Here is a 23768-nt window from a genome sequence, read left to right as displayed (position 1 = left end):
CCGTCTGGGGCGGTGGGGGTGTGTGACGGTGCTCCTGCTCTTCACCGCCGTGTGCTGCGCAGTCCCCGTCTCCAACGCCATCGGCGCGTTCGTGGCGCTGCAATCCGGGATGCGGGACGACGGTGGGATCGCGGGCGGCGACGTGGCGGACATCCCCGCTCGGATGCTGGCCGCTTACAAGAAGGCCGTCCAGCAGGTGGGAAAGCATGTGCCCGCGTGTAGGGGCATGCGCTGGCCCATCCTTGCCGGGATCGCCAAGGTCGAGTCCAACCACGCCATCGGCCGCACCATCGCCGACAACGGCGACATCCGACCGAAGATCTACGGGGTGCTCCTCAACGGCTCCGGGGCCGGCGGCAACGCCACCGTCTTGCCGGACACCGACGGCGGCACGTGGGACGGCACCGCCACCGGTGAGCGGGCTGTTGGCCCCTTCCAGTTCCTGCCCTCCACCTGGAGCTCGGTCGGCAAGGACGGCAACGGTGACAGGATCGCCGACCCGCACAATGCCGACGACGCCGCGCTCGGCGCCGCCGTCTACCTGTGCGGCAAGGGCCGGGACCTGGCCCAGCGCTCCCAGCTCAAGGCCGCGATCTGGCAGTACAACCACTCCAGCGAGTACGTGGCCGACGTGCTGGGCTGGATCGACCAGTACACCGCGACCGCCAAGGACCCGGGCCTGAAGAACGTGTTCGGGAACGTTCGTACGGTGATCGAGGGGGCGCTCTCCCAGCGGGGCGTGCCCTACTCGTGGGGCGGCGGCAACGCGGGCGGCCCGTCGTACGGCACCTGCTGCTCACCCAGCGGCAAGACCGGCACGAGCATCAAGGGCTTCGACTGCTCGGGGCTGACCTTGTACGCGTACGCCCAGGCCGGCGTCCGGCTGCCGCGTACCGCGGCCGCCCAGGCCGGCGTAGGACGGCGGATCCCCGCCAGTCTCGGCACCGCAGCGCTCGAGCCGGGCGACCTCGTGTTCTACGCCTACGCCCCCGGACGCGATTCCACGATCTACCACGTCGGGATCTACGCCGGCAGCGGCCAAATGATCAACGCCGCCCGCCCGGGCACCGCCGTCCGGCTGGACTCGGTCCACGCCATGTCCGGCTACGCGGGGGGAGCGCGGCCGCTGTGACCACCACCCCACGCTCACCGCGTCTGCTGTTGCTGAGCACCGTCATGCTCGCCGTCGCCGGTGCCGCCCTCCTCGGCATGCCGCACGGTCAGATGTCCCCTATCCCAGCGGTGTCACCGACAGCGCACGCCGCCACCGAACCGACGGCGGGGGTCTTTGCGCCTGCCGCAGTCAAGCCGCCCGTCGCTGCGGCTCCCTCGTCGCCGCCCGTGTCGACACCGGCCGTCCTCGAGTCCGCTCTGCCGCCGCACGGCGAAGGCACCGCCGGCGATACGGCCATTCAGCGGGCGTTGGAGGCTGCTTGGCCTCCAGACCTGCCCGCCCGCGATGCACGCGAACTGCTGTCAGCGGGACGCAGCCTTCTGCGCGCCGACGCCACCGGGATCGGCCGCGCGAGTTGGCCCGGCGTCTTCCCCACGTCCGGGCAGGGCCTGGTGCCGGCGTTCGCTACCGCCGGTTTCCGGGTCCAGGCGGCGATCGCCCGCCGCGACGGCGCGGCTGGCCGGGCGGTGGTGCACCTGGTGTGGGCCGGTACCGACCGCGGCGGCGCCTTCACCGACGGCCGCATCACCGACTGGCATTTCACCCGCACCATCACGACGAAGGGGGCGTCCACGTGGACTCCGCAGCCCCGGACCTGACCGGCCAGGCCTCCGCGTCGGCATCCGGCCCGGTACTCGGCCTGCTCACCGGCACCGTCCACACCCTCGGCTGGCTTGTCACCTACTGGTGGGTGCTGGCGTTGGCCGCGGTCGTCGTCTGGGCCGCGTGCGAGGCGGTGGTGCGGCGGCTGGCGCGGAAGGCGTCGGCCGAGCGGATGGCGCTGGAGCTCATGCCGTCGCGGCACTTCGACCCGAGTCTTGAGGAGATCTTCCGCCGCGGCGTGCAGCTCGCGCGGGCCTCCACCAGCATGCCGTGGTGGGCGCCGCGCCGGGCCAAGAGCGTGCAGATCCGGTTGCGTGCGGACGGCTCCAGCCCGCTGCGCTACCGCATCGAAGGCCCCGTCGGCGGCGAACGCCTTTTGTCCATCACCCCGTTCGGGCCGAACGTCACCGTCAACCGGGGCCGGCCGATCCTCGACAAGCCGCGCCGGCACGTGGTGCGGGCGGAGTTCATCCTGCGCGGCACCCCCACCTCCCCCCTGCGGGAGGTGCCCCTGGACCCCGACCCCCTGCAGCCCCTCATCGACGCCGTCTGCGACCTCCGCCCCGAGCTCGGGGACCTCGCCGAGCTCCGCCTCGACATCCAGCGCTCCCCCAAGTGGGCGCTGCGGGCGCGCCGCTTGCAGCTGATGAGTGCCGCGCGGCGCTCGGAGCGACGCGAAGCCCAGCGCGCCGCCCGAGAGGCGCGCCACGACGCCACCGGGGTCGAGGACTCGCTGACCTGGCAGCTGCAGCAACTGGTCACCGGCAAGCAGGGCGGCGGCGGGCGCCGTCTGGTCGTGCCTGCCCTCCCGCGCCGCGTGGACCGGGACGAAGCGCTCGGCAAGCTCGCCGAAGACGACCACCTCGTTAGGGTGCAGCTCCTTGTGATGTGCGCGTCGAACACCGAAGGCCGCGCCGAGGCCCGGCTCGCCCAGCTCCAAGCCGCCTTGGACGTGTTCGGCGGGCGCTCCCGGTGGGCGATGCGGGGCTGGAGGGTAGGGCCGTGGCGGTTGGGGGCGGACCGGTGGCCCAGCCGTCGCGGCTTCGAACGCCGCTGGGATCTGGGGCACTGCCAGCCGCCCAGGCCGAACTGGGTCCGGCTGGAGGAGCTGACCGGCCTGCTCAAACCCCCCACCGTCCACTGCCGGCTGCCGCTGCTGGCAGGCGACCTGCCGACCTTCGCCTTCGGCGACCCCGAGCTGCTGCTGCAGGGCATCTACCGCGGACCGGACGGCCGCCGCCGTCTGGTCGCCACCTACGCCGCCGAGACGCTGTTCGAGGTCGGCGTGGGCAGGGCCGGCGGCGGCAAGACCGAACGTGCCCTCGCGCAGGCGATCGGCTGGGCCCACTCAGGCGGCGGGCTCATGTTCGTCGACCCGCACCGCGACTCCTGGCCACGCGCGCTGCCGTTCCTCGCCCACGACCACCTGATGGAGCGGATCGCGCTGATCGACCTCAACGCCAACGGCCCCCACCCGCAGGTGAGCTCGTGGAACCCCCTCGGCATGCACCAGGGGCAGAGGGCACACGAGGTCGTCGAAGCCGTCACGGACGCATACGCCTCAGCTCTTGGCTGGGACGACGCCAGCGCACCCCGCGCACTCACCATCCTCACCGCGTCGCTGGCTGTCCTGGCGGCCGTCAACGAAGCCGCCTGCCAGGCCGGGCAGAGCGAGGACCAGGCAACCATCTTCCACGTGCGGGCCCTGCTGACGGATGCGGCCTTCCGTTCCGCAGCCCTCGCAGCCGTTGAGGGGCGTCTCGATCACGAGACCCGCTCGTGGTGGCAGACCGTGTTCCCCACCCTTTCCCCCGACGCCTTCGCCGTCGTCCTCAACCCGATCGCCCGCCTGGCCGCCAACCCCATCACGCGCGCCTTCCTCGGACAGCCGGCCGGCGTCTACAACATTCGCGCAGCGATGGACCACCGGATGATCGTGTGGGTGTGCCCGGGCGGCAACGGCCCCACCGACCGGTTGATTACCGCGCTGCTCGCCCGGGACCTGCTGCGCGCCGTGCGCTCCCGCCGCGACACTCCCGAGGACCAGCGGGTGCCGTTCCGCCCGTACTTCGACGAGCTGATCACCCTGACGGGTGCCGCCCCGGAGACGATCGCCTCGATGTTCGAAGACTTCCGGAAATACAAGGTGCACGTCCACGGTATGACCCAGCTGCTGGGCCGCCTGCCCCAACCGGTGCGGCTGTCGCTGGTGCAGAACGCCTCCACGCTGGCCTCCACCGCCGGCTCGCAGTCCGCCATCGCACCGATCACCGCGGAGTGGGGCGAGAAGCCAGGCCCAGCCGTCGTAGCCGCCCTGGACCGGTTCGAGCACTACATGTCGCTGACCGTCCACGGCCGTCGCGTCGGCCCCGTCAAGATCAGCGGCCCGCACCTGGACGACGTCTTCGCCCACCACGCCCGCCCCCACCGGGCAGCGGAACTCGAGCAGTTCGCTCTGGCCACGGCCGGCACGGCCCCACTGCAGGACCTCACGGCCCGAGCCGCTGACCAACTCGACCGTGTCAGCGGCTTCCTCGCCCGGCACACCCCCGCCACACCGGCCGTACGCCTGCACAAACCGAAGGGATACCAGTGACCGCTACCGCCGCTACCCAGACCGCCGCGTCCGGGCACACCCCCAGCCCCATCGAGCCGCTGCCGCACCAACTCCTCGCCGCCCTCGCCCAACACCGCATCGCCACCACCACCCAACTCCACGACCTGCTGCGGCCCCACGCGACACGACAGGCCATCTCCCGCCCACTCAACACGCTGCGCCAGCAAGGCCTGGTCGCCCACACCGTGCTGCCCCGCTCCCACCGCACACGCGCCTGGCACCTCACACCTGAGGGTGCCCGACTGACCCGGGACTTCCCCGAAATGCGCGGCCGGCCGCCCTACCCCATCACCTCCGCCACAGCCGCCTCCCTGAAGACCCCCCACACCCTGACCGTGCTCCGCACCCACCTCGCCTTCGTCGCCGACGCACGCCGACGCGGCGATGAACACAGCCACCTCGACTGGACACCCGAAGTAGCCCACGCGATCGGCGACGGCGAGAGAGTCGTAGCCGACGCGGTCATGCACTACACCCTCATCGAAGCGGACCAGCGGACAAAGCTGCGGGCCCTCGTCGAAGTCGACCGGGCCACCATGAGCAGCGAACGCCTCGCCACCAAACTCATCGACTACGCACGGCTGTGGTCCTACCAGCCACAACCCCTGCGGCGGCCACGCCAGCAGCAGCCCGCCGCTTTCGGGGCGGTATGGCTGCGCTGGTATCCCGTCTTCCCCCGCGTGCTGTTCGTACTGACCGGCGCCTCCCGCTACGTCCTGGACAACCGGATCAGCGACCTGCAGGCCATGGTCGCAGAGCACCCCCTCGTCGCCACGCTCGCCCGACAGGTCCCGATGGGCGCGGCCGTCCTGGACGACCTCGAAGAACACGGCCCCTCCTCTGACGTATGGGTACCGCTGACCGACGGCAAGCACCGCTCCTGGACACAGCTCTGACACACGCACCTGCCAGCCCCGCGGAACGCAACCGCCACGGTGCCCACGCGCAGACCGCCCAGCGTCGGAAACGGCCGAACTCTTTCGGCATCTTTGGGTGGGCTTCGAGCAACCCCTGCATCCCTCCGCCGCTGTGCGTCGTTGATCCGTTGGACCGACGGCTGCAACACCCAGGCAGGGCAGGGTTGTTAGCAAACGTAATGAGCAACCGGAAAGGGACAGAACCACAAATCGACATCCGGTTCCGAAAGTGACCGGATACACCACGAGTTGCGCGAGTGAACTCGGATATCGAGCTGGGAAGTCGACTGGCACATGCGTAATCTTGCAGTCACTCAGACGCATTACCGCAGCTGGACCAAGCCGCGGTTCTGGCTCGCCCCCTTGCCGGAGGCCGGGGGCAGCGGTCGACCGCACCGTGTCGTACGGGGAGACAACGTGACAGCTACGCAACGACGCTCTTCACGGCAGAAGATCGCCGCTGTTCGCACCCGGAAGCACGCAACCGCGCTGCTCATTGTCGGCAGTCTGCTGGGCCTGGCCGGATGCAGCGACAGCGACTCGGACACATCGTCCAAGCCCAACCCCACCCCGACTGACGACGCAAGCGCAAGCGCCGTGTCGTTCAGGGCCTGGGTGAAACCCGGTGCCCTTCGCATCCGACGTCGACTTGTGATGCTGGCACTCGTCGGCTGCTCAGCTCTGGCATTGGCGGCGTGCAGCAATACGGTTCCCAAATCAAATTCTTCGGCCTCGACACCTTCTTCACCGTCAGCGGCACCCTCTGCGAGCCCGGCCCAGGGGGCGGAGCAGGCAGCTCTTACCGCCTGGAAGGGCATGCGGACAGAAGAGATCAAAGCTTCACAGACGGGGTACGTCACCAAGACCCGCCTCAGCGACTACTCCTACGACAAGGCGATGTCAAAGGCCAAGGTCGCCCTTTTCAACTACCGGCAGCAGGGAGTGGTCTTCAAAGGGGCGCCGACCAGTACCTTCAAGGTCACCTCCATCGACCTCCACGCGTCCCGCCCCACCGTCAAGATGTGGGAGTGTCTCGACACCTCGAACTGGAAGCCGGTACTCAAAGAGAGCGGTAAGGGCGTCGCCACCGGCGGACAAGTGCGGCGCTTCGTGATCACGGGCGTAGTGGTAGACCTCGGTGACCGCTGGATGGTGCAGGACTACACCTTCCACAGGGATCAGAAGTGCTGAGGTTAACGTTTGCCGCGATCGCGGCCATCGGAGGCCTCGCCGTGTCGGCCTCCCCTTCCGCTGCTGAGCCCCAGCCGCGTCCCTCGTCAGGGGTCAAGGACTGTGACACTGGCTGGGTCTGCGTTGAGGCAGGAACCAGCGGCGGCAAGGAGAAGGATTCCAAGAGCTCCGCGCCGAGCGGCACGCGCCAGTGCACCAAGAACGGCAAGGTGCTGCCGTGCTACGACCCGGACCTCGGCTCGTTCTCCAACGGCTGTTACTACAAGCAGGTCACCGATCCGGCCCTCATCGCAGAGATGGAGAAAGAACGGAAGGCTGCTGGCCAAGCGAACGGTCTTGTCCCATACGAGATGACATGTCTCCTGGACGGCGCCAAGCCGGGAAGTGTCTACGTCTTCCTGAAGAACCCGCCGACCGGGGTCATCGATCCCGCAGTCCTCGCACAGCAGGCCGTAGACAAGATGCTCTTGAAAGGCCCGGACATTGCGAGCCCACGGGCAGCCGGCAAGTACACCGTCGGTGTGCCGATGTGGATGTGGGTGCACCAGAGCGCCACCACGTATGGACCCAACACCGCGTCGGCCTCTACAGGCGGGATGACCGTTACCGCAACCGCGAAGGTGTCGAAGATCGAATGGCGCATGGGTGACGGCGCCGCGGTGACATGCACGGGTCCCGGTACGCCCTACAGCGGTTCCGACGGCATGGCTCAGTCCCCGACCTGCGGCCACGTCTACTCGAAGACGTCAGCTGGTGGAACGGGCGGCAAGTACCAGGTCTCAGCGATGTCGACGTGGACGATCAACTGGCAGGGCGGGGGCCAGAACGGCCAGCTGGTTGAGACCCGGCAGTCCCAAACACAGGTGGCGATCGGCGAGCTGCAGGTCGTCAGGTAGAGCCGCCGGAAGGACAGAACGGTGAGCAAGACCCAAGAACGTGTAGACACGCCCCCGAACAGAGTCCCCCAGCAGGGACGCATGGCCGGACCGGTGGCGCCGCCCCGGGTGTCGGCTCGCAGGCGACGACCAGGTGTCATCGCCCTGTCGCTGGCTCTGATCGCCGCCGGTGGCACAGGTGTTGCCGTCCTGCTGCTCCAGGTCGGCCACCGCACCGACGTGGTGACCGTGGTCCGCGACGTCCAGGTCGGCCAGGTCCTCACCGAAGGCGACCTGGGCAAGGCCTCCGTCGCCCTAGACCCCGCCGTCACGGCGGTGCGCGCCGACGACCTCAAGTCGGTGGTCGGCAAGCGGGCCGCCGTGGAACTCAAGCCCGGCTCCCTGCTCGCGCCCTCGCAGGTTACGAAGGACAACCTGGTGAGGGCCGGCGAGCAGTTGGTGCCGATCGGCCTGGAGCCCAAGCAGATCCCGGCCACCGCTCTGGTGCCGGGCCAGAAGGTTCAGCTGGTGCACGTCCCGGCTCAGGGAACGACGGACACCGGCAAGACGCCCGACGCTGCGCCGCAGACCATCGACGGCCGGGTCGTGAAGGCGTCCGGCGCCGCCCCCGGCACGGGTACCGTGGTCGTGGACGTTGCCATGTCCGCCGCCGACGGTCCCACGGCCGCCGCGTGGGAGGCGGCCGGCACGCTGCGTCTGGTCCTCGCTGCTCCGGACGGTAGCTGATGGCGGTGATCGCGCTGGCAGGGTGCAGCGGCGCGCCCGGCGTGACTACGAGCGCGCTTGCCCTGCTGCTGTCGTGGCCGCTGGAGGCGGGGCGGCGGATGATCCTGGCCGAGTGCGACCCGGACGGTGGAGCCGTGCTGCACGGGCTGTTGCAGGGCACGCTCGGCGACCGGTACGGGCTGCGCAACCTCTCGGTCGCCGCCCGTAGAGGCGAGTTCAGCGAAGCCTTCTGGCGGCAGCTGATCGACCTGAGCAGTGAGGAAGGCCAGCAGGAGTCACCGCGCGACCGGCTGCTGCTGCCCGGCCTCACCGACCCCGCCCAGTCGGCGAGTCTTGGCCAGGTCTGGAAGGTCCTCGCGCAGATGTTTCGGGGCATCGAGGCCGAGAGCGGCCACGATGTCCTGATCGACCTCGGCCGCCGCGGTGCGTTCGGGCCCTGCGGGGTGCTGGCCGAGCAGGCCGACGCCACGTTCGTGGTGGTCCGCAACACCCTGCGCTGCCTGCAAGCAGCAGAGGGCCGGGTGCGCGCGCTGGAGGAGCGCGTGGGTGACGTCGGCGTGCTGATGGTCAACGAGGGGCCGTATCCCGCGGGCGAGGTGCAGCGCGTTCTGCAGGTGCCGGTGATTGCCACGCTGCCGTATGCGCCGAAGGACGCCCGCGTTCTGTCTGACGGTGCAGAACAGCCGCGCCACTTCACCAGGTCGCCGCTGATGAAGGCCGCCCGTACGGGCAGCGCTCTGCTGGTGCAGCGGGCTGCCATGCGCCGGGCCCGGCTCGATCCACGCGGTGCGCGCGCGGCAGGCGGGGAGGTGAGCCGTGCACGCTAGGCCTTTGCACCCTGACCCTTCGGTGGCCCCGGTGCCTCAGGAGTGGGGGCACCAGACCAACGGGACGCCGGCAGTTGCTGGTGCTGCCTCGAGTACGCAGGTGCTCGGTGCGGCGGCTCCTCAGATCACCGTCGATTACCGGGTGGCCCGGGACATTGCGTCCCAGGTCGCAAAGCAGCGTGAGGAACTCCTGAAGACCAAGCCCGATATGGACCGGGCCGGCGAGGAGCAGCGCTGTTTGAACTGGATCGCTGAGGCTGTCGCGGTGTGGTCGGACGCGCAAGCGATGACGCCGCGCGAGGATGAGGCGCTGCGGCGCGCCGTGTACGACCTGCTCTTTCGGGCTGGCCGACTCCAGCCGTACCTGGACGACGAGCGGGTCGAGGACATCATCATCCAGGGCCCGCACGAGGTGTGGCTCGATTACGGCGACGGCGAACGCCGCCGGGTCGGCCCCGTCGCGGACTCCGAAGAGGAGCTGCTGGAGTTGCTGCGGGAGTTGGCCCGGGGATCGGGGCACAGCGAGCGCACCATCTCCACCGCGAACCCTACTCTTGCCCTGTCCCTGCAGGACGGCTCCCGCCTCCAGGCCATCACCGGGCTCGGGCCGATGACCTACGCGGTCATCCGCCGCCACCGCATCTCCCAGGCGAACCTCGACGACCTCGTGCGGCTGGGCACCATCGATCCGATCTTGCGGGAGTTTCTCGGCGCCGCCGTGCGCGCCGAGAAGAACATCATGATCGCGGGGAAGCAGAAGGCCGGGAAGACGACCTTGATGCGGGCGATGCTCAAGGAGTTCGACCCGGAGTGCCGGTTTGCGACCATCCAGACCGAGGACGAGCTGTTCGCCCACGCTAACGGCTATCACAAGCAGGTCGTGTCCCTCGTCGGGCGCGAGTCCAACGGGGAGAAGGACGTCTCCGGGCGCGGTGCCGGTGAGGTCTCGCTGCTGGACCTGATGCATCCGGCGCTGCGGATGTCGCTGGAGCGGATCGTGGTCGGTGAGGTCCGCGGCCCCGAGGTCGTGGCCATGATGCAGGCGCTGACGAACGGGTCCGGCGGCAACTTGTGCACGATTCATGCGCGTCGCCCGGACATCATCTTTGACCGGATTGCCGAGCTGTATGCGCTCGCCCAGGAGAACTTGAGCGAGCAGCTGGCCTACCGGCAGACGGCCAACGGTTTGGATTTCGTCGTGTACGTCGACATGACGGACGAGACGCAGATCGGCGGCCGTCGGCACCGCTACGTCTCCCACGTGCTGGAGCTGACCGGGATCGGCGAGAACGGCCGGCCCGCCACCAATGAGGTCTTCTCCCCTGGCCGTGAGTGGGGGGAGCTGCGGGCGGTACCGCGGATGGACCCGGGCTGCGTCGACGACCTGCGCCGCGTCGGTTTTGACTCAGGCCTGCTGCAGGAGTCGTACGGTGCCTGGCGGGCGCCGCTGCCGCTGAAGGTGGGGGTGGGCCGATGACGCTGCTGTTGGGGCTCCTGTGCGGCATGGCCGTGATGGGTGGGCTGATCGGTGTCGTGGCCGGTGTCGTGGGCACCACGGCGGCGCGCCGGGCCCCGCTGCTCAAGCGCTGGCAGGCGGCCTGGCGTGGTGGGAAGAATCAGCGCGAGGACGCTCGGCTGCGGCGGCGGACCCTCATGGTCGCGGCCGTCGTGGTGTTCGTGGCCGTGTGGCTCATCTCGGGGAACTTCGTCGGGGGTGCGCTGCTCGGCGCGGCCGTCATCGGCGTGCCCTGGCTGATCAGCCCGGCGCAGATGGCGCAGGAGCGCATCGGTCAGCTGGAGGGCTTGAGCGAGTGGACGCAGCGGCTGGCTGGTCTGCTGCGGCTGGGCATGGGCCTGGAGCAGGCGATGATCACCAGCCGTCAAGGGGCGCCGGATGAGCTCGCCGGTCAGATCATCAACCTGTCCGACCGGCTGCGCATGGGGTGGCGGCCGGATGGTGCGCTCCGTGCGTTCGCCGATGAGCTGGACGATGTCACCGCGGACAAGGTGGTCGCCGCGCTGATCCTGTCGGTCAACGACCGCGGCCCGGGCCTGGCTCAGGCATTGGAGGATCTGTCGGGCACCGTCCGCGAGGAGGTCGCCAAGAAGCGTGCCATCGAGGCGGACCGCGCCAAGCCACGCACCACCGTGCGGTGGATGACCATCATCACCGTGGGCGTCGTGGTGGCCGGGTTCTTCGTGCCGTCGTATACGAAGCCGTACTCCACCCTCCTCGGACAGTTCGTACTCGCCTTCCTGACGGCCGGGTTCGTCGGCGTGCTCGCCCTGATGCGGCAGCTGGGCAATTTCCGCCGCATCCCGCGGTTCCTGGTCACGGACCCGACCAGCACTGTCCGGCTGCCTGCGCCCGTGCCGGAGCCGGACCTGCCGATCGCCGCCCGGGAACCGGAAGGGGCCGCCTCATGAACCTGCTCCCCGTTGTTGTGACCGGCGGTACGGTCGGCGCCGGCGTCGCCTTGCTGATCCGGGAACTCCTGCAGCCGCAGCCCGCGTTGGGGGCGGCCCTGCAGCGCAGTGCCCCGGCGTCCTTCACGATGCCCGAGCCGGAGCTGGACCGCGAGGAGGTGTGGGGCCGGTGGCTGCTGGCCCGCCTCGAGCGGCTCCCGGGCGTGGAGGTGCCCACCACGAACCTGGCTCTGCTGGGGCAGGGGCCGGGCCAGTTCATGCTCAAGAAGACCGCGTTCGCCGCGCTGGGGCTGCTCTGCCCGGTGATCGCGACGATTCCGTGGATCATCGCGGGCGTGGGCCTGCCGTTCTACGTGCCCGCCGGCGTCGGACTCATCGTCGCTGTGCTGTTGTTCATCACGCCCGATCTCGCCGTGCGGGACCAGGCCAAGCGGGCACGGCAGGAGTTCGCGCACGCCCTGTCCGCCTACCTCGACCTGGTCGCCCTCAAGCGGGCCGCCGACGCCGGCCCTGCCGAGGCGCTGGAGAAGGCCGCGGAGGTCGGCGAGGGCTGGCCGTTCCTGTATCTGCGAGGCGCGCTACGTCGGGCACGGCTGGAGAAGATCCCGCCGTATCAGGCGCTCACGGAACTGTCCGCCGAGTACGACCTGCCCGTCCTGGACGACATCGCCGACATCATGCGCGGCAGCGCCACCGACGGCGCCGCCGTCTACAAGGCTCTTCGGGCCCGTACCGCAGCGCTCAACGCCGAACTGCTCGCCGACCAGGCCGCCGAGGCGAACGCCGCCAGCGAAAAGATGACCGCCCCGGGCGCCCTCCTGGCCGTCCTCGTGATGCTGCTGATGGCGTTCCCCGCCGTGATCCGCATGCTCACCGTCTAAAACGATCCCCACTCACCGAACTGTCGTGAGGAGCACAGACCATGAAGTCCACCACGGCCTGCACCTACCGCGTGGTGCACTGGCTGACCACCCGTGTGCAGGAGAGCCTGGAAGAAGCCGCCCGCCGGCCGGACCGCGGCGACATCAGCACCACCACCGTCATCATCTGGGTCGCTGCCGTCACCGGCGCCGTACTCATTGCCGGAACCATCGCCGTCGTCATCTCCAAGTACAACGGCAAGCTCGCCGGTCTGTGATGTCACCTCCGCAGCGGCTGAAGCAGTGGTGGCAGGGGCGCAGATGGCGCGACGACCGCGGTGACACGTCCATCCAGATGGCGATCGTCTTTCCGTTCGTGCTGCTCGCCACGGCGGCCGTCATCCAGGCGTCCATGTGGTACTACGCGCGGCAGATCGCTCTGACCGCTGCCCGCGAGGGCGTCACCGCCGCCCGCACCTACCAGGCCGGCCCCGCCGACGGCGCGGCCCAGGCACGCAGCGTTTTGGGGCGCACCGCGGGTGACAGCCTGCGCGGCTACAGCGTCTTGGCCAGCAGCGACGGACAGCGGGTACGGGTGCAGGTGTCCGGCACGGCCCTGTCGATGATCCCGGGTGTGCCGGGCCTTGAGGTCACGCAGTCCGCGTCCGGGCCCGTGGAGCGCTGGACAGTGGCCGGGGGGTGAACCACATGCGCAGCGTGGCCCGATGGGCTCGCACACTGCGAGGCGATGAGGGCAGTGCCGCGATCGAGGCGGCCGTCATCCTTCCTGCGCTGATCATGTTCATCTGCCTGGCCATCGCCGGCGGACGGATCGTCACCTCCGGAGCGAAGATCGACGCTGCGGCCGAGGACGCGGCCAGGGAAGCGTCCATCCACCGCACAGCCGCCGCCGCGCAGAGCGCCGCGCGGTCGGCGGCTGCCGAGTCCCTCAAGGACCAGGGCATCAGGTGCGCGTCGACATCCGTGAACATCAACACCGGCGGTCTCAGTGTGCCGGTGGGGCAGGTCGGCACGGTCACCGTGACCGTGACCTGCACCGTCAATCTGTCCGACCTGCTGCTGCCGGGCGTGCCAGGAGCCAAGACCCTCACCTCGACGGCGACCTCGGTGGTGGACCCTTACCGGCAGCGGGGTGACTGATGATCCTGCATCGGATGCATCGGGCACGCGGTGACGACCGGGGAGGCGTCACCGTGTTCGTCGCCGTGTGTGTGGTCGCGCTGATCGGCATCATCGGCCTTGCCATCGACGGCGGCAGCAAGATGCGGGCCACGGAACGCGCTGACTACATCGCCGGCGAGGCTGCCCGGGCAGGCGGACAGGCCATCGACCCCGCAAAGGCCATCAGCGGCCAGGCGATCGTCGCAGACCCACAGGACGCCCAGGCCTCCGCCCAGGCATACCTGCGCTCCGCAGGCGCCACCGGCACCGTCAGCGTGTCCGGCGACGGCAAGACACTCACCGTCACCGTCACCGGCTCCTACGACACCAAGTTCCTGTCCGTAGTCGGCATTGGCCATCTCGCAGTGGCCGGCCGCGGCACGGCCACCCTCCTGCACGGCGTCACCGCTCCCGAAGGAAACTGATGCGCACCCACTCCCCCGCCGCAGGCTTCGCTGTGGCCCGGATCGTAAAGGCCCTGATCAGTCTGCTGGTTCTGGCGGGCGCGGTCGGCGGACTGCCGCTGCTGCTGGCCTGGGTCACCCCGGTCATCTGGGCATCCAGCCACGACGATGTCACGCACCTGCTGGACCGCCAGGACACCGGGGCGGCGTTCCTTGTGCTGCTCGTCGGCGTGGGCTGGATCGGGTGGGCGCAGTTCACGTTCTGCGCCGTCCGGGAACTGATCGCCCAGCTGCGGGGCCGGACCTGGCATGCTCCCCGCGGGCTGGGCGCTTCGCAGCGCGCCGCGGCGGCGCTGATCGGCAGCATCCTGGTCCTGCTGCCCACAACCTCGGCCCTGGCCTCCGACGCCCAGGCAGCCCCTGCCAGCACGGCGGCCCACGCGCCAGGCCAGGCCCAGGCTCCGCAGTCTTCCGGCACCGGTCAGGTCCCGCCGGCCGCCGCGAGCACGCCCGAGGCCCCCACGTACACCGTGCGCGAGACACGGCCCGCGGAGAGCCTGTGGGGCATCGCCGAGAAGGAACTCGGCGACGGCGAGCGGTGGCGGGAGATCGCCGACCTGAACGAGGGCCGGACCATGGCCGACGGCACGGTCTTCCGCGCGAACAGCTTCCTGCAGCCCGGCTGGCAACTGGCAATGCCCGATTCACCAGCATCAACGGGAGGCCTCCGAACGCAGCTCGGGGACGGCCCGAACGCGCCCGTAACGGGCAAGCACGTCGTCACGGTCCATACGGGCGACTCCCTGTCGAAGATCGCGCAGGAGGAGCTCGGCAACGGCGACGAATGGCTGCAGCTGTTCAAGGCCAGCCGGGGCAAGCCGCAGCCGGATGGCCTGCCGGCGATCCTTGATCCAGATGTCATCTACGCGGGGCAGCAGGTCACCGTGCCCGACGCCGGTTCCGCAGACCAGGCGCCGCCCGGGCACGGTGGCCACGACGACGCGAGCAGCCAGCACCCCACTCCCCAAAGCCGGCAGAAGACGCCAGGCGGCGAGCACCCGTCCGGTGACGGCGCAGCCAAGACGCAGACTCCCGCCCCGCGTCAGACCACTACTCCCACGCCGACGCCGTCGGCCCCCAGCGCACCGTCCACTCGCCCTGCCGAGCAGCCCGGGCAGGAAGAGTCCTCTCCGTCCGCAGTAGCGCCCGCGACGCCCGAGCCCAGCGCCAGCGCCTCGCCCACTGCCGCCTCTCCGCCGTCGGCGTCGGCGTCGGAAACGTCAGACTCTGCGGGCTCCTCCCCCGCCACCCCGGCGCCCCAGACCCCGGCGACGGCTCCGGCCGGCAGCAGCCCGCTGAACCTGCGCACCGTGCTCGGCGCCGGCGCACTGCTGGCCGCCGCCATCACCGGCGCCCTCGCCCTGCGCAGAACGCTGCAGCGCCGCCGCCGCAAACCCGGCGGGAAAATCGCCATCGCCTCGGAGACCTCCGCAGCAGAGGCCCAGCTGGCGGCAGCCGCCGAACCCGGCGGCGCCGCCCACCTCGACGCGGCACTGCGCACCCTGGCCCACCACGTCGCCCAGCAGCACGAGGACGACGCGGTCCTGCCGCCGCTACGTGCCGCCCGGATCGGAAACCGTACGGTAGAGGTGCTTCCCGAAGACCTCTCCCAGGAACCAGCCGCTCCCTTCACCACCGGGCAAGGCGGCTGGTGGATCCTGCCCGCCGATACCGCCCTCCTGGACCAGGAGACGGCACGCGAGGTGCCGCCACCGTATCCCGGGCTGGTCACGATCGGCACCACCCAGAGCGGTGACCTGCTGCTGCTCAACCTCGCGCAACTGCCCGCGCTCCTCCTGGACGGCAACCCGGTCCACATCACCGAGGTGTGCACCTCCCTCGCCCTGGAACTCGGGATGAGCCCGTGGGCGGCCGACGCCGAAATCGTGACGGTGGGATTCGGCCAGGACCTGCCGCAGCTGCTGCCCACCACCCGGATCGCCCACATGCGCCAGGTGCGCCACGCGCTGCGCGACGTAAGCGAACGGATGCTGGAAGCCCACCAGATGCCCGAAACCCGCCATCAGCCGTATCTGCTGCTATGCGCGTCCTCACTGGACCCGGACACCGCATGGGAGTTCGCCGACGTCATCGACAAGGCCGACACGCTACCCGTCACCCTGATCGCCCCGGCGAGCACGGCTGCCGCGCACTTCCCCGACGCTCAGATCCTCAACGCCTCCCTCAGCGAACTCCAGCACCTCGACTACGCCGGCACCGACATCACAGTGCAGCGCCTGGACCACTCCGCCTACCTCCAGATCACCACCGCGTTGAAGCTGTCCGGCCAGCCGTCCCATCCGGCCGAGGGCCCATGGCGGGACGTCCCGGACGAGCTCGACAGCATGCAACAGCCCGAGCAGGCATCGCCGGAGGAGTCCACCGCGCCCTCCGCCGCGGCCTCGATCCCGTCGCCCGCAGCGGCAACGGATGTCAGCGGCGAGGTCTTCCCGGCCCTGCTCGCCGCCGGCACAGATCCCTCTGGGCTCCGCCTTCCCTCCCCCGCCGCACCGTCGACCCGCCTCGACGCCGAAACCGGCCCGGGCACCAAAGCAGCGATGCGCTCAGCCCCGGCATCCCCGGCCGCTGCGGAATCCACCGGCACGGCAGCGCCCGCGGAAGACGACGACCCGGAAGCCGCCGTCGAGGAACCCACGGCGCCGGAGGCGGAAGAGTACGAGGCGCACGACCTGCACGCCCCAGAGATCCGCGTGCTGGGGCCGGTTGAGGTGACGGGCGTGGACAACACCGGCCACGGCCCGCGGATGGCGCAGTTGGCCGCCCTGCTGTACTTCCGGCCCGGCCGCAGCGCGGACGTCCTGTGCGCCGACATGAATCCCATCAGCCCCTGGTCAACGAGCACCCTCAACGCCCGGATGCAAGGCCTGCGCAGCTGTCTCGGCAGCGACCCAGTCGGCAACCCCTACGTGCCGCGCCGCAAGGCGGCCGAGGACCCCTACCGGCTCGCCCCCACCGTGCGCTGCGACTGGACCCGCTTCCTCCAACTCGTCGAACGCGCACTGCCCCTGGGCCCCTCAGGCCTCACCGACCTGGAGAAGGCGCTGACTTTGGTGCGGGGAAGGCCGTTCGGCGGCCGGCCGCTGCCCTGGGCCGAGCCCCACCAGCAGGAAATGACCACGCGGATCATCGACATCGCCCACACCGTGGCCACCTACCGCACCCCCCAAGGCCCCCACCACGACCTCAGCGCCGCGCGCCAGGCCGTCGCGACCGGACTCGACGCCGACGACACAGCAGAACTCCTCTACCGCGACTGGATGCGCATCGAACACGCCGCCGGGAACCGCTCGGGGCTGCACGCCGCCGTCACTCGCGTGCAGCAGATCAACCGGGCGTTGGACTGCTCGCTGGAGACGGAGACCGAGCAGCTCATCAACGAACTCCTGGGCGGCTCGGGCGCGGCGGTACGCGTGCAGGATCCGCGACTTCGTCACTGAGGATTTCAGGGTGGGGTCGGTGGGTCGATAGCCAGACCCCGAGCACTCCGCTCGTTCCTCCGCCAGCAGGCCGAAGACAACCTCGCCCGCCACGGCATCAACGAACCCCTCGCCTGGGAACTCCCCAACTCCTGGGCGACCGGTGTGACATGGCCCGGCACCAGCCCAACAAGCCTTGCCCCCAGCGATGTCCGTGACCTTCTGAGCACGGTCACCTTTGTCCACGAAGCCGGCGACGCCCTCGGCCTGACCGCCGAGCACATCCGCCTCTACTGCGACCTCACGGACATCAGCACCACCACCCCCAGTGGCGCGATCGGCAACCTCTCAAACAAGCTCACGCCCGAGGCTGCCGAGGTCCGCCAGGGCATTCTGGCCCCGGAACAGCTCCGCGACCTCCACGAAAACCAACAACGGGAACTCACGCACATCGCCCAGATGGCATCCTGCAACCCCGACACCATCCGCGCGCTGCTGATCCACGACAACATCCCACTCCGCCCGCAGCCCGACCGCCTGCCCCCGCGTCCCGACATCACCCGCGCATGGCTCCACCGCGAGTACATCGAAAAGCGGCGCACCATGGCCGAACTCTCCCGCGAACGACGCGTCAGCCACTACCACCTGACCACCCTGGCCAGAGGATGGGAGCTGCCGATCCGCAGCACCGAACGCCGCTACAACGAATCGGATATCTCGACCTGCCCTGGACCCCCTGCCCCGCCAACCAGGCCGTGACCTCCTCTCCAACCGCACTCCATCGGCTGCGAACCATCGTCCAGGTCCCGGGCCACCCCAGCCTCGCCGCCGCGGCGCGGGCCATCTACGACGGACGCGACGGCGCCCTCAAACGCATCACAAAGATCGAAAAGATTGCTGGATTCCAGATCATCGACCGCTCCGCCACCCCCTCGCCCGCACCCCACGCGGATACGCCTTCCTCCGCGAGGCCACCGAGATCCTCCACATCGCCGACAAGACCCGCCCGAAATCCCAGTAAACCCTGGACCGGAGACGCCGGGAGAGGGAAACCTGCCTGCTTTCGCTGCGTGACGCACGCGCAGTCTGGATCATGGGAGCGTGGAGGACTGGTCCGACTGCTTCGATCCCGACGAGTTGCGCATCCGTCTCGACGTGGCGCTGGAGGAGAACGCAGAGCTACACGAGGAAATCGCCCGGCTGAGAGCCGACAACGCCCGGCTGTGCAGCCTCCTTGGCCAAGACATCCAGACCGTACCTGCCGGCATGCCGCCTGTTCCCAAGCCCGCCCCGGCACCGCCACCAGCCGGGGCCGGTGGCCTGCCGTATGCGGATGCCTCCTCCAGCGCCGAGGCGAAGATCGCCCTCTTCAGGGCCCTGTTCGCAGGCCGCGAGGACGTCTACGCCAAGCGGTGGGTCAGCGCCAAGTCCGGCCGGACCGGCTGGAGCCCGGCCGAGGACAACCCGTTCGACAAGAACAAGGCCGACGAGGACCGGGTCTTCTGGCCGCTGACCGACGAAACCGTCTACCTCCATCTCGACCCGGCCCGGCAAGGGCGCAACGAGCTGCACATCGGGCTGTATCCGCTGCTGGCCAACGACACCTGCCGTCTCCTGGCGTGCGACTTCGACGGCAAGGACGGCAGCGACTGGCGCGCCGACGCCACCGCCTACATCGCAGCCTGCCAGGAGGCGGGCGTCCCCGCCCTGCTCGAGATCTCACGCTCCGGAAAGGGGGCGCACGCCTGGACGTTCTTCGCCGCTCCCATCGCTGCGGCCACCGCCCGCGCGCTGGGCATGGCGCTGCTGCGCCGTGCAATCGACGCCCGCGGGCAAATGGCACTGTCCAGCTATGACCGGCTCTTCCCTGCGCAGGACTTCCTGCCAACCCAGGCGAAGGCCAGCTTCCGGTTCGGCAACCTGATCGCGCTGCCGCTGCACGGGGTCTCCCGAGCCAGGGGCACCACCGTCTTCGTGGACCCCGACACCTGGGAGCCGTACCCGGACCAGTTCGCCCACCTCTCGCACACCGAGCGCCTGTCTCCGGCCGACGTTGCCTCGCTCGTCGACAAACTCGGGCCCGTCAAGGCCGGCCCATCCCCGACCACCCCTCAGCTGGGTGCCCGGCCCCGCCGCAAGGCCCTCGGCAAGGCGCCCGCGAGCGTTCAGGCCCAGCTCTCGGCGATGCTGGCGATCTCCACGACCGGGCTGCCGCCGCAACTGCTGGCCGCGCTCAAGCACGCGGCGTCGTTCCACAACCCGGAGTTCTACCGCAAGCAGAACCAGCGCTTCTCCACATTCAACACCCCGCGCCTCGTCTGCTGCTTCAACGCCTCCGATCCCGACTGGCTGGGGCTGCCCCGTGGCCTGGCAGACGAGGCCGCCCAGCTCATCGCCACCGCCGGCGGCACCCTCACCATCGCCAGCGACCTGCCCCAACACCCGCCGATCACCGCCCACTTCACCGGCAAGCTGACCGCCACCCAGCAGGCGGCCGTGGAGGCGATGACCGAGCACCCGGCGGGCACCCTGGTCGCGCCGCCCGGCTCCGGCAAAACCGTCATGGCCTGCGCCCTGATCGCCCACCACCGCACCCCGACCGCAGTGATCGTGAACCGGGCCGAGCTGCTGGCCCAGTGGCAGGAACGCCTGGCACGCTTCCTGGACCTCGGCGACGGGCAGCTCGGCTCACTCGGCGGGGGCAAGGACCGCCGCGGCCACATCGTCGACCTGATCATGCTGCAGACGCTGTCCCACCGCGACGCCCCCGACGACCTACTCGACGGCTACGGACTGGTCATCGTGGACGAGTGTCACGCCGTGGGGGCGCCAGGCGCCGAAGCCGCGATCCGCAGAGCGAAAGCGCCGCGGTGGGTCGGTCTGTCGGCGACCCCCTACCGCGCGGACCAGATGGACCCAGTGATCACCATGCAGTGCGGGCCGATCCGCCACGAGATCGAAGACACCAGCAACTTCGCCAAGCACCTCGTCGTGCACCCCACGAGCTTCACGACCGATGAGCCGGGCACCGACGGCGCGTCCATCCAAGCCATCTACAACGAACTCGCTAACACCACGGGCCGCAATCAGCTGATCGCGACAGACATCGCCGACGCCGCCAGGCGCGGACGTTGCAGCCTGGCCCTGACCAACCGCGTCGAACACCTCCACCAGCTCGCCGAAGCCCTCCAACCGCACGGCGTCACCCCTCTGATCCTGCACGGCGGCATGCCGCCGGCCGAACGCGCCCGGGTCCGTTCTGCCCTGTCCGAGGAGCACGATGAGCCGCTGGTGCTCCTGGCGATCGACAAGCTCGCCGGCGAGGGCTTCGACGCACCGCGCCTCAACACGCTCTTCCTGACCAGCCCCATCTCGTTCAAGGGACGCGTCATCCAGCAGGTCGGCCGAATCATGCGCAACACCGAAGCCAGGAAATCCCACGTCGAGGCCCATGACTACCTCGACGCCGACGTCCCCCTCCTGGAGCGCATGCACCACAAACGCCGCCGCATCCTCGAACGCCGCGGCTTCACCCCCACCACTCCAGAGAACCTGCCACCCACGCCGCCCCGCCCGCCTGTCACCACCGCCCGGCGGCCCCGGTCCCTGGCTCCGGCGCCGAACGTAGCCGAGGTACGGGCCTGGGCCCGCGACCAAGGCATGGACGTACCACCGCGCGGCAGACTCCGCGCAGAGATCTGGGACGCCTGGCACGCCACCCACCCGGCCACGAGCGGGCAGAACACCCGCCTCACCACATAGCCGGTGAACTCCGGTCGGCAAACCGGCGATCATCAAGACGATGGACACCTCACTCGCTATCACCGACTCGACCCAGGAGGAGCCACCGATTACTCACCAACCACCAAGACCCCTCACTGCTCACCACCCCCGGATCCCGGCCTTCCCGCAGGACCCAGTGCCAACGAAGTCGCGGACCCTACAACGCAACGCACTTTAAGGGGCAGGTGCCGCGGTCGGCTACTGGCGGGCGTGACGTCACGTGCGGCGTAGGCTCGGCCTGAGGCTTGCTACTGCTGAGCCTCGGCGTGATACCGGGTCAGAGCATGCCAGCGCCGCTCGAAGTCTGCGGTCTGCTCAGTGATCTGCGCCGGGGTGATCGGTTTGTTGTACTGAGCGGTGATCCCGCGGGCTGCGCAGTCCTGCGCAACGGCATCGGCAGAAGGCGCCTCGGTGCGCACGCGGTGCTCCGCCCAGACGTTGTAGGTGCGGAAGGCGAGCGGGTAGCGGCGCAGCGTGGACGGGCTGACGGGCTTGCCTCCCCGGCCCAGCATGCCCTTTTCCGCGAGGAAGGCGGACAGCTCGTCAGGGGCAGGTTCGCCGCCGTACTGAGCCTGATACTCCATCCACTGGAGGTAGTAGCGGTCGACGACGGTAAGGCCACCTCCCTCGGCAGGGTCCTGAGGCGGGGACTGCTCGTCGACCTTGGCGTCGATTCTGCGGCCGCGCTCCTTGTTGGCAGCCTGGGCGCCGGCGGCCGCGGTCTGCCGTTCGCTCTCCGGCCCCGGCAGGGGCTCGCCCTCCGACTGCTCGCTAGGATCAGCCTTAGCCTCGTCCTCGGCAGGCGGGGCGAAGGCTGGGCCGCCGATGCCGTACTCGCGGGAATGGAATTCAGCGACGTAGGCCTGCACCTCGGCCGCGGTGACAGGCTGACCGGTGGCGCCCGTGATGCCGTCGCGCTGATACACGTGCTCGGCCAGGGCGGCAGCATCGGGATAGGAGCCGTGCTCCTGGGCGTAGCTATGCCAGGCGTTGTAGAAGTAGTCGCCCCACGTCAGTCCGTCGTCCGCGCGTTGCGCGTCTTCAGGCCCGCGCTCGTCTTCGGATCCGGCCGACGGCGCGTTGCGCTGCTTGAGGACCTGCACAAGGGGCTCCAGCTGATGGTCAGACAGTGGCCCGCCGGCTGCGGTGGCGATGCCGTATCGGTCCTGCAACCAGAGAGCGAACTGCGCGCTCGTGGGCTCTGCTCCGAAGGCGGCGAGCCATGCCTGGTAGGCGTCGGCGAGATGCCGGCCGTTGCCTTCGTCTCCCACACCGTGTTCAGGCAACCGGCCGGGACCTGCGGAGGCCGCCTGCTTCATCGGTTGAGGCTCGGCGCCCCTCAGCTGCGCAGGTTCCGTCTCCTGCTCGACGACGGCCTCGAGTGCGGGACTCTGGCGCTGTCCCGGCACAGGGGCCCGCTTAACGGTGAACTGGATGGGCGGCTCCTCAATGCCGGCCGCGGCCAGGCCAGCCAGGGCCGTCTCGGCCAGGGGGACGCCGTAGCGGGCCAGGCGCAGCGGCATCAGCGACTCCACCGGGGCCTTACGACGCCAGGCGCGGCCGAAGCGGGAACGGAGACTGGCCCGGTAGACGAGGCGTTCCTGCTCCAGCTTGATGACCTGGTCGTAGGAGCGCAGCTCCCACAGCTTCATGCGGCGCCACAGAAGGAACGTGGGCAGCGGCGAGAGCAGCCAGCGGGTGAGGCGTACGCCCTCCATGTGCTGGTCGGCCGTGATGTCGGCGATGCGGCCGATCGCGTGGCGGGCGGCCTCGACCGCGACCACGAACAGGACCGGGATGACCGCGTGCATGCCCACGCCCAGCGGATCCGGCCAAGCCGCCGCGCCGTTGAACGCGATGGTGGCTGCCGTCAACAGCCAGGCCGACTGGCGCAGGAGCGGGAAGGGGATGCGGATCCAGGTAAGGAGGAGGTCCAAGGCCAACAGGACGCAGATGCCGGCGTCGATGCCGATCGGGAAGACGTAGGAGAAGTTCCCGAAGCCCTTCTTGACGGCCAACTCGCGGACCGCCGCGTACGAGCCCGCGAAGCCGATACCGGCGATGATCACCGCGCCTGTCACGACGACGCCGATGAGGACCCGATGCACCCCGGTCAGCAGGGGTGCCTTGCCGTTCCCCGCAGCCACTGTCCCACTCCCCCAAACCTCTATCCCGTACTCCGCAACTGAGCCGTCTTCACACTCCCATGATCTGCCCGGTGTTGCGCGCTGCAGGAGCAACATGCAAATCCCCACCGGAAAGGGATCATCCGGGTCTCATTTGGCAGGCCTTCCTCGGGCGCCATGTACTTGCACGCCATCGCGCAAAGCACCGGACCGGCCCCACCAGCATGATCACGCGCTCCCGCATCCACGTTCCCGCCCGCCTCACGCGATCCGCCCGGCGCCCCACACTCCACCTGCCCCGGCCCCGGCAGTACCCCTGGATGCGTCCTGGTTCCAGGTGGGCCGGAAGCGGCCGGCTGGGGATCTGGGCGGTGACGCACGCGAAGTGGCAGCACGTCAGGGATCTGATGGCTGTGGGGCGGCAGGGACATGTGCGCAAGCGGATGAGCTGCAGGCGGAGCTATGGCTGTCCGCGCGTCCGGCCGGCTGATCCGGGCGGCAGCGGATCGGGCTGGGCTGCGGCCTCGCAGGCTCTGGC

General features: G+C 69.8%; 19 protein-coding genes. 18 read left to right on the top strand and 1 reads right to left on the bottom strand.

Features of this window, described 5'->3' with window-relative positions; translation table 11 throughout:
* The first annotated feature begins 22 nt into the window (after positions 1 to 22).
* The 18 genes from ASC56_RS34430 (at position 23) to ASC56_RS34345 (ending at position 21083) form a co-directional block, all read left to right on the top strand.
* A complete protein-coding gene (locus tag ASC56_RS34430; protein ID WP_234377198.1) occupies positions 23 to 1132 on the top strand; it encodes a C40 family peptidase in 1110 nt (369 codons plus the stop codon).
* On the top strand, positions 1129 to 1773 hold the full coding sequence (locus ASC56_RS34425; RefSeq protein WP_055495539.1) for a hypothetical protein: 645 nt from the start codon (positions 1129 to 1131) through the stop codon (positions 1771 to 1773). Before ASC56_RS34430 ends, ASC56_RS34425 begins: the two co-directional genes overlap by 4 nt.
* Positions 1749 to 4373 (top strand): hypothetical protein, encoded by a 2625-nt coding sequence (locus tag ASC56_RS34420; RefSeq protein WP_055495538.1) that lies wholly within the window; start codon positions 1749 to 1751, stop codon positions 4371 to 4373. Before ASC56_RS34425 ends, ASC56_RS34420 begins: the two co-directional genes overlap by 25 nt.
* The gene (locus tag ASC56_RS34415; protein WP_107309435.1) at positions 4370 to 5290 is read left to right on the top strand and encodes a replication-relaxation family protein; all 921 of its coding nucleotides are present in this window, start codon (positions 4370 to 4372) and stop codon (positions 5288 to 5290) included. Before ASC56_RS34420 ends, ASC56_RS34415 begins: the two co-directional genes overlap by 4 nt.
* Before the next feature lie 438 nt (positions 5291 to 5728).
* Complete coding sequence (locus ASC56_RS40895) at positions 5729 to 6502, top strand: hypothetical protein (RefSeq protein ID WP_159039777.1); 774 nt, start codon at positions 5729 to 5731, stop codon at positions 6500 to 6502.
* Positions 6496 to 7398 (top strand): ATP/GTP-binding protein, encoded by a 903-nt coding sequence (locus tag ASC56_RS42470; protein ID WP_234377197.1) that lies wholly within the window; start codon positions 6496 to 6498, stop codon positions 7396 to 7398. The genes ASC56_RS40895 and ASC56_RS42470 overlap by 7 nt, the downstream gene beginning before the upstream one ends.
* Positions 7399 to 7479: 81 nt before the next feature.
* On the top strand, positions 7480 to 8124 hold the full coding sequence (locus tag ASC56_RS34400; RefSeq protein ID WP_055495535.1) for an SAF domain-containing protein: 645 nt from the start codon (positions 7480 to 7482) through the stop codon (positions 8122 to 8124).
* The gene (locus ASC56_RS34395; protein ID WP_055495534.1) at positions 8124 to 8951 is read left to right on the top strand and encodes a hypothetical protein; all 828 of its coding nucleotides are present in this window, start codon (positions 8124 to 8126) and stop codon (positions 8949 to 8951) included. The genes ASC56_RS34400 and ASC56_RS34395 overlap by 1 nt, the downstream gene beginning before the upstream one ends.
* A gap of 100 nt (positions 8952 to 9051) precedes the next feature.
* On the top strand, positions 9052 to 10428 hold the full coding sequence (locus ASC56_RS34390; protein ID WP_055495533.1) for a CpaF family protein: 1377 nt from the start codon (positions 9052 to 9054) through the stop codon (positions 10426 to 10428).
* Positions 10425 to 11378, top strand: a complete 954-nt coding sequence (locus ASC56_RS34385) for a type II secretion system F family protein (RefSeq protein WP_055495532.1) — start codon at positions 10425 to 10427, stop codon at positions 11376 to 11378. Before ASC56_RS34390 ends, ASC56_RS34385 begins: the two co-directional genes overlap by 4 nt.
* On the top strand, positions 11375 to 12259 hold the full coding sequence (locus tag ASC56_RS34380) for a type II secretion system F family protein (RefSeq protein WP_055495531.1): 885 nt from the start codon (positions 11375 to 11377) through the stop codon (positions 12257 to 12259). The genes ASC56_RS34385 and ASC56_RS34380 overlap by 4 nt, the downstream gene beginning before the upstream one ends.
* Before the next feature lie 41 nt (positions 12260 to 12300).
* Positions 12301 to 12516, top strand: a complete 216-nt coding sequence (locus ASC56_RS34375; RefSeq protein ID WP_055495530.1) for a hypothetical protein — start codon at positions 12301 to 12303, stop codon at positions 12514 to 12516.
* Entirely contained in the window at positions 12516 to 12941 is a 426-nt protein-coding gene (locus ASC56_RS34370; protein ID WP_199836152.1) for a TadE/TadG family type IV pilus assembly protein, read from the top strand. Before ASC56_RS34375 ends, ASC56_RS34370 begins: the two co-directional genes overlap by 1 nt.
* A gap of 5 nt (positions 12942 to 12946) precedes the next feature.
* On the top strand, positions 12947 to 13399 hold the full coding sequence (locus tag ASC56_RS34365) for a TadE family protein (protein ID WP_199836151.1): 453 nt from the start codon (positions 12947 to 12949) through the stop codon (positions 13397 to 13399).
* Positions 13399 to 13845 (top strand): pilus assembly protein TadG-related protein, encoded by a 447-nt coding sequence (locus tag ASC56_RS34360; protein WP_055495529.1) that lies wholly within the window; start codon positions 13399 to 13401, stop codon positions 13843 to 13845. Before ASC56_RS34365 ends, ASC56_RS34360 begins: the two co-directional genes overlap by 1 nt.
* Entirely contained in the window at positions 13845 to 17342 is a 3498-nt protein-coding gene (locus ASC56_RS34355) for a LysM peptidoglycan-binding domain-containing protein (RefSeq protein ID WP_055495528.1), read from the top strand. Before ASC56_RS34360 ends, ASC56_RS34355 begins: the two co-directional genes overlap by 1 nt.
* A gap of 144 nt (positions 17343 to 17486) precedes the next feature.
* On the top strand, positions 17487 to 18080 hold the full coding sequence (locus tag ASC56_RS34350) for a hypothetical protein (RefSeq protein ID WP_055495527.1): 594 nt from the start codon (positions 17487 to 17489) through the stop codon (positions 18078 to 18080).
* Between the two features lie 342 nt (positions 18081 to 18422).
* Positions 18423 to 21083 carry a DEAD/DEAH box helicase family protein gene (locus ASC56_RS34345; RefSeq protein ID WP_055495526.1) on the top strand — a complete coding sequence of 887 codons (2661 nt, stop codon included), beginning with the start codon at positions 18423 to 18425 and terminating at the stop codon, positions 21081 to 21083.
* A 269-nt stretch (positions 21084 to 21352) separates the two neighbouring features.
* Here ASC56_RS34345 and ASC56_RS42465 read toward each other — a convergent pair whose 3' ends face one another.
* On the bottom strand, positions 21353 to 23251 hold the full coding sequence (locus ASC56_RS42465; RefSeq protein ID WP_234377196.1) for a DUF2637 domain-containing protein: 1899 nt from the start codon (positions 23249 to 23251) through the stop codon (positions 21353 to 21355).
* Between the last annotated feature and the right edge of the window lie 517 nt (positions 23252 to 23768).

Source organism: Streptomyces sp. TP-A0356, assembly GCF_001417775.1.
Taxonomy (GTDB): domain Bacteria; phylum Actinomycetota; class Actinomycetes; order Streptomycetales; family Streptomycetaceae; genus Streptomyces.
The sequence above is the reverse complement of the archived record's forward strand: the minus strand, read 5'-3'. Positions and strand labels throughout refer to the sequence as shown.

Excerpts from the sequence above, each read along its gene's own strand:
- ASC56_RS34395 (WP_055495534.1), top strand. The coding sequence starts at position 8,124 with ATGGCGGTGATCGCGCTGGCAGGGTGCAGCGGCGCGCCCGGCGTGACT.
- ASC56_RS34375 (WP_055495530.1), top strand. The coding sequence starts at position 12,301 with ATGAAGTCCACCACGGCCTGCACCTACCGCGTGGTGCACTGGCTGACC.
- ASC56_RS34385 (WP_055495532.1), top strand. The coding sequence starts at position 10,425 with ATGACGCTGCTGTTGGGGCTCCTGTGCGGCATGGCCGTGATGGGTGGG.
- ASC56_RS34370 (WP_199836152.1), top strand. The coding sequence starts at position 12,516 with ATGTCACCTCCGCAGCGGCTGAAGCAGTGGTGGCAGGGGCGCAGATGG.
- ASC56_RS34365 (WP_199836151.1), top strand. The coding sequence starts at position 12,947 with ATGCGCAGCGTGGCCCGATGGGCTCGCACACTGCGAGGCGATGAGGGC.
- ASC56_RS34355 (WP_055495528.1), top strand. The coding sequence starts at position 13,845 with ATGCGCACCCACTCCCCCGCCGCAGGCTTCGCTGTGGCCCGGATCGTA.
- ASC56_RS34400 (WP_055495535.1), top strand. The coding sequence starts at position 7,480 with ATGGCCGGACCGGTGGCGCCGCCCCGGGTGTCGGCTCGCAGGCGACGA.
- ASC56_RS34380 (WP_055495531.1), top strand. The coding sequence starts at position 11,375 with ATGAACCTGCTCCCCGTTGTTGTGACCGGCGGTACGGTCGGCGCCGGC.
- ASC56_RS34360 (WP_055495529.1), top strand. The coding sequence starts at position 13,399 with ATGATCCTGCATCGGATGCATCGGGCACGCGGTGACGACCGGGGAGGC.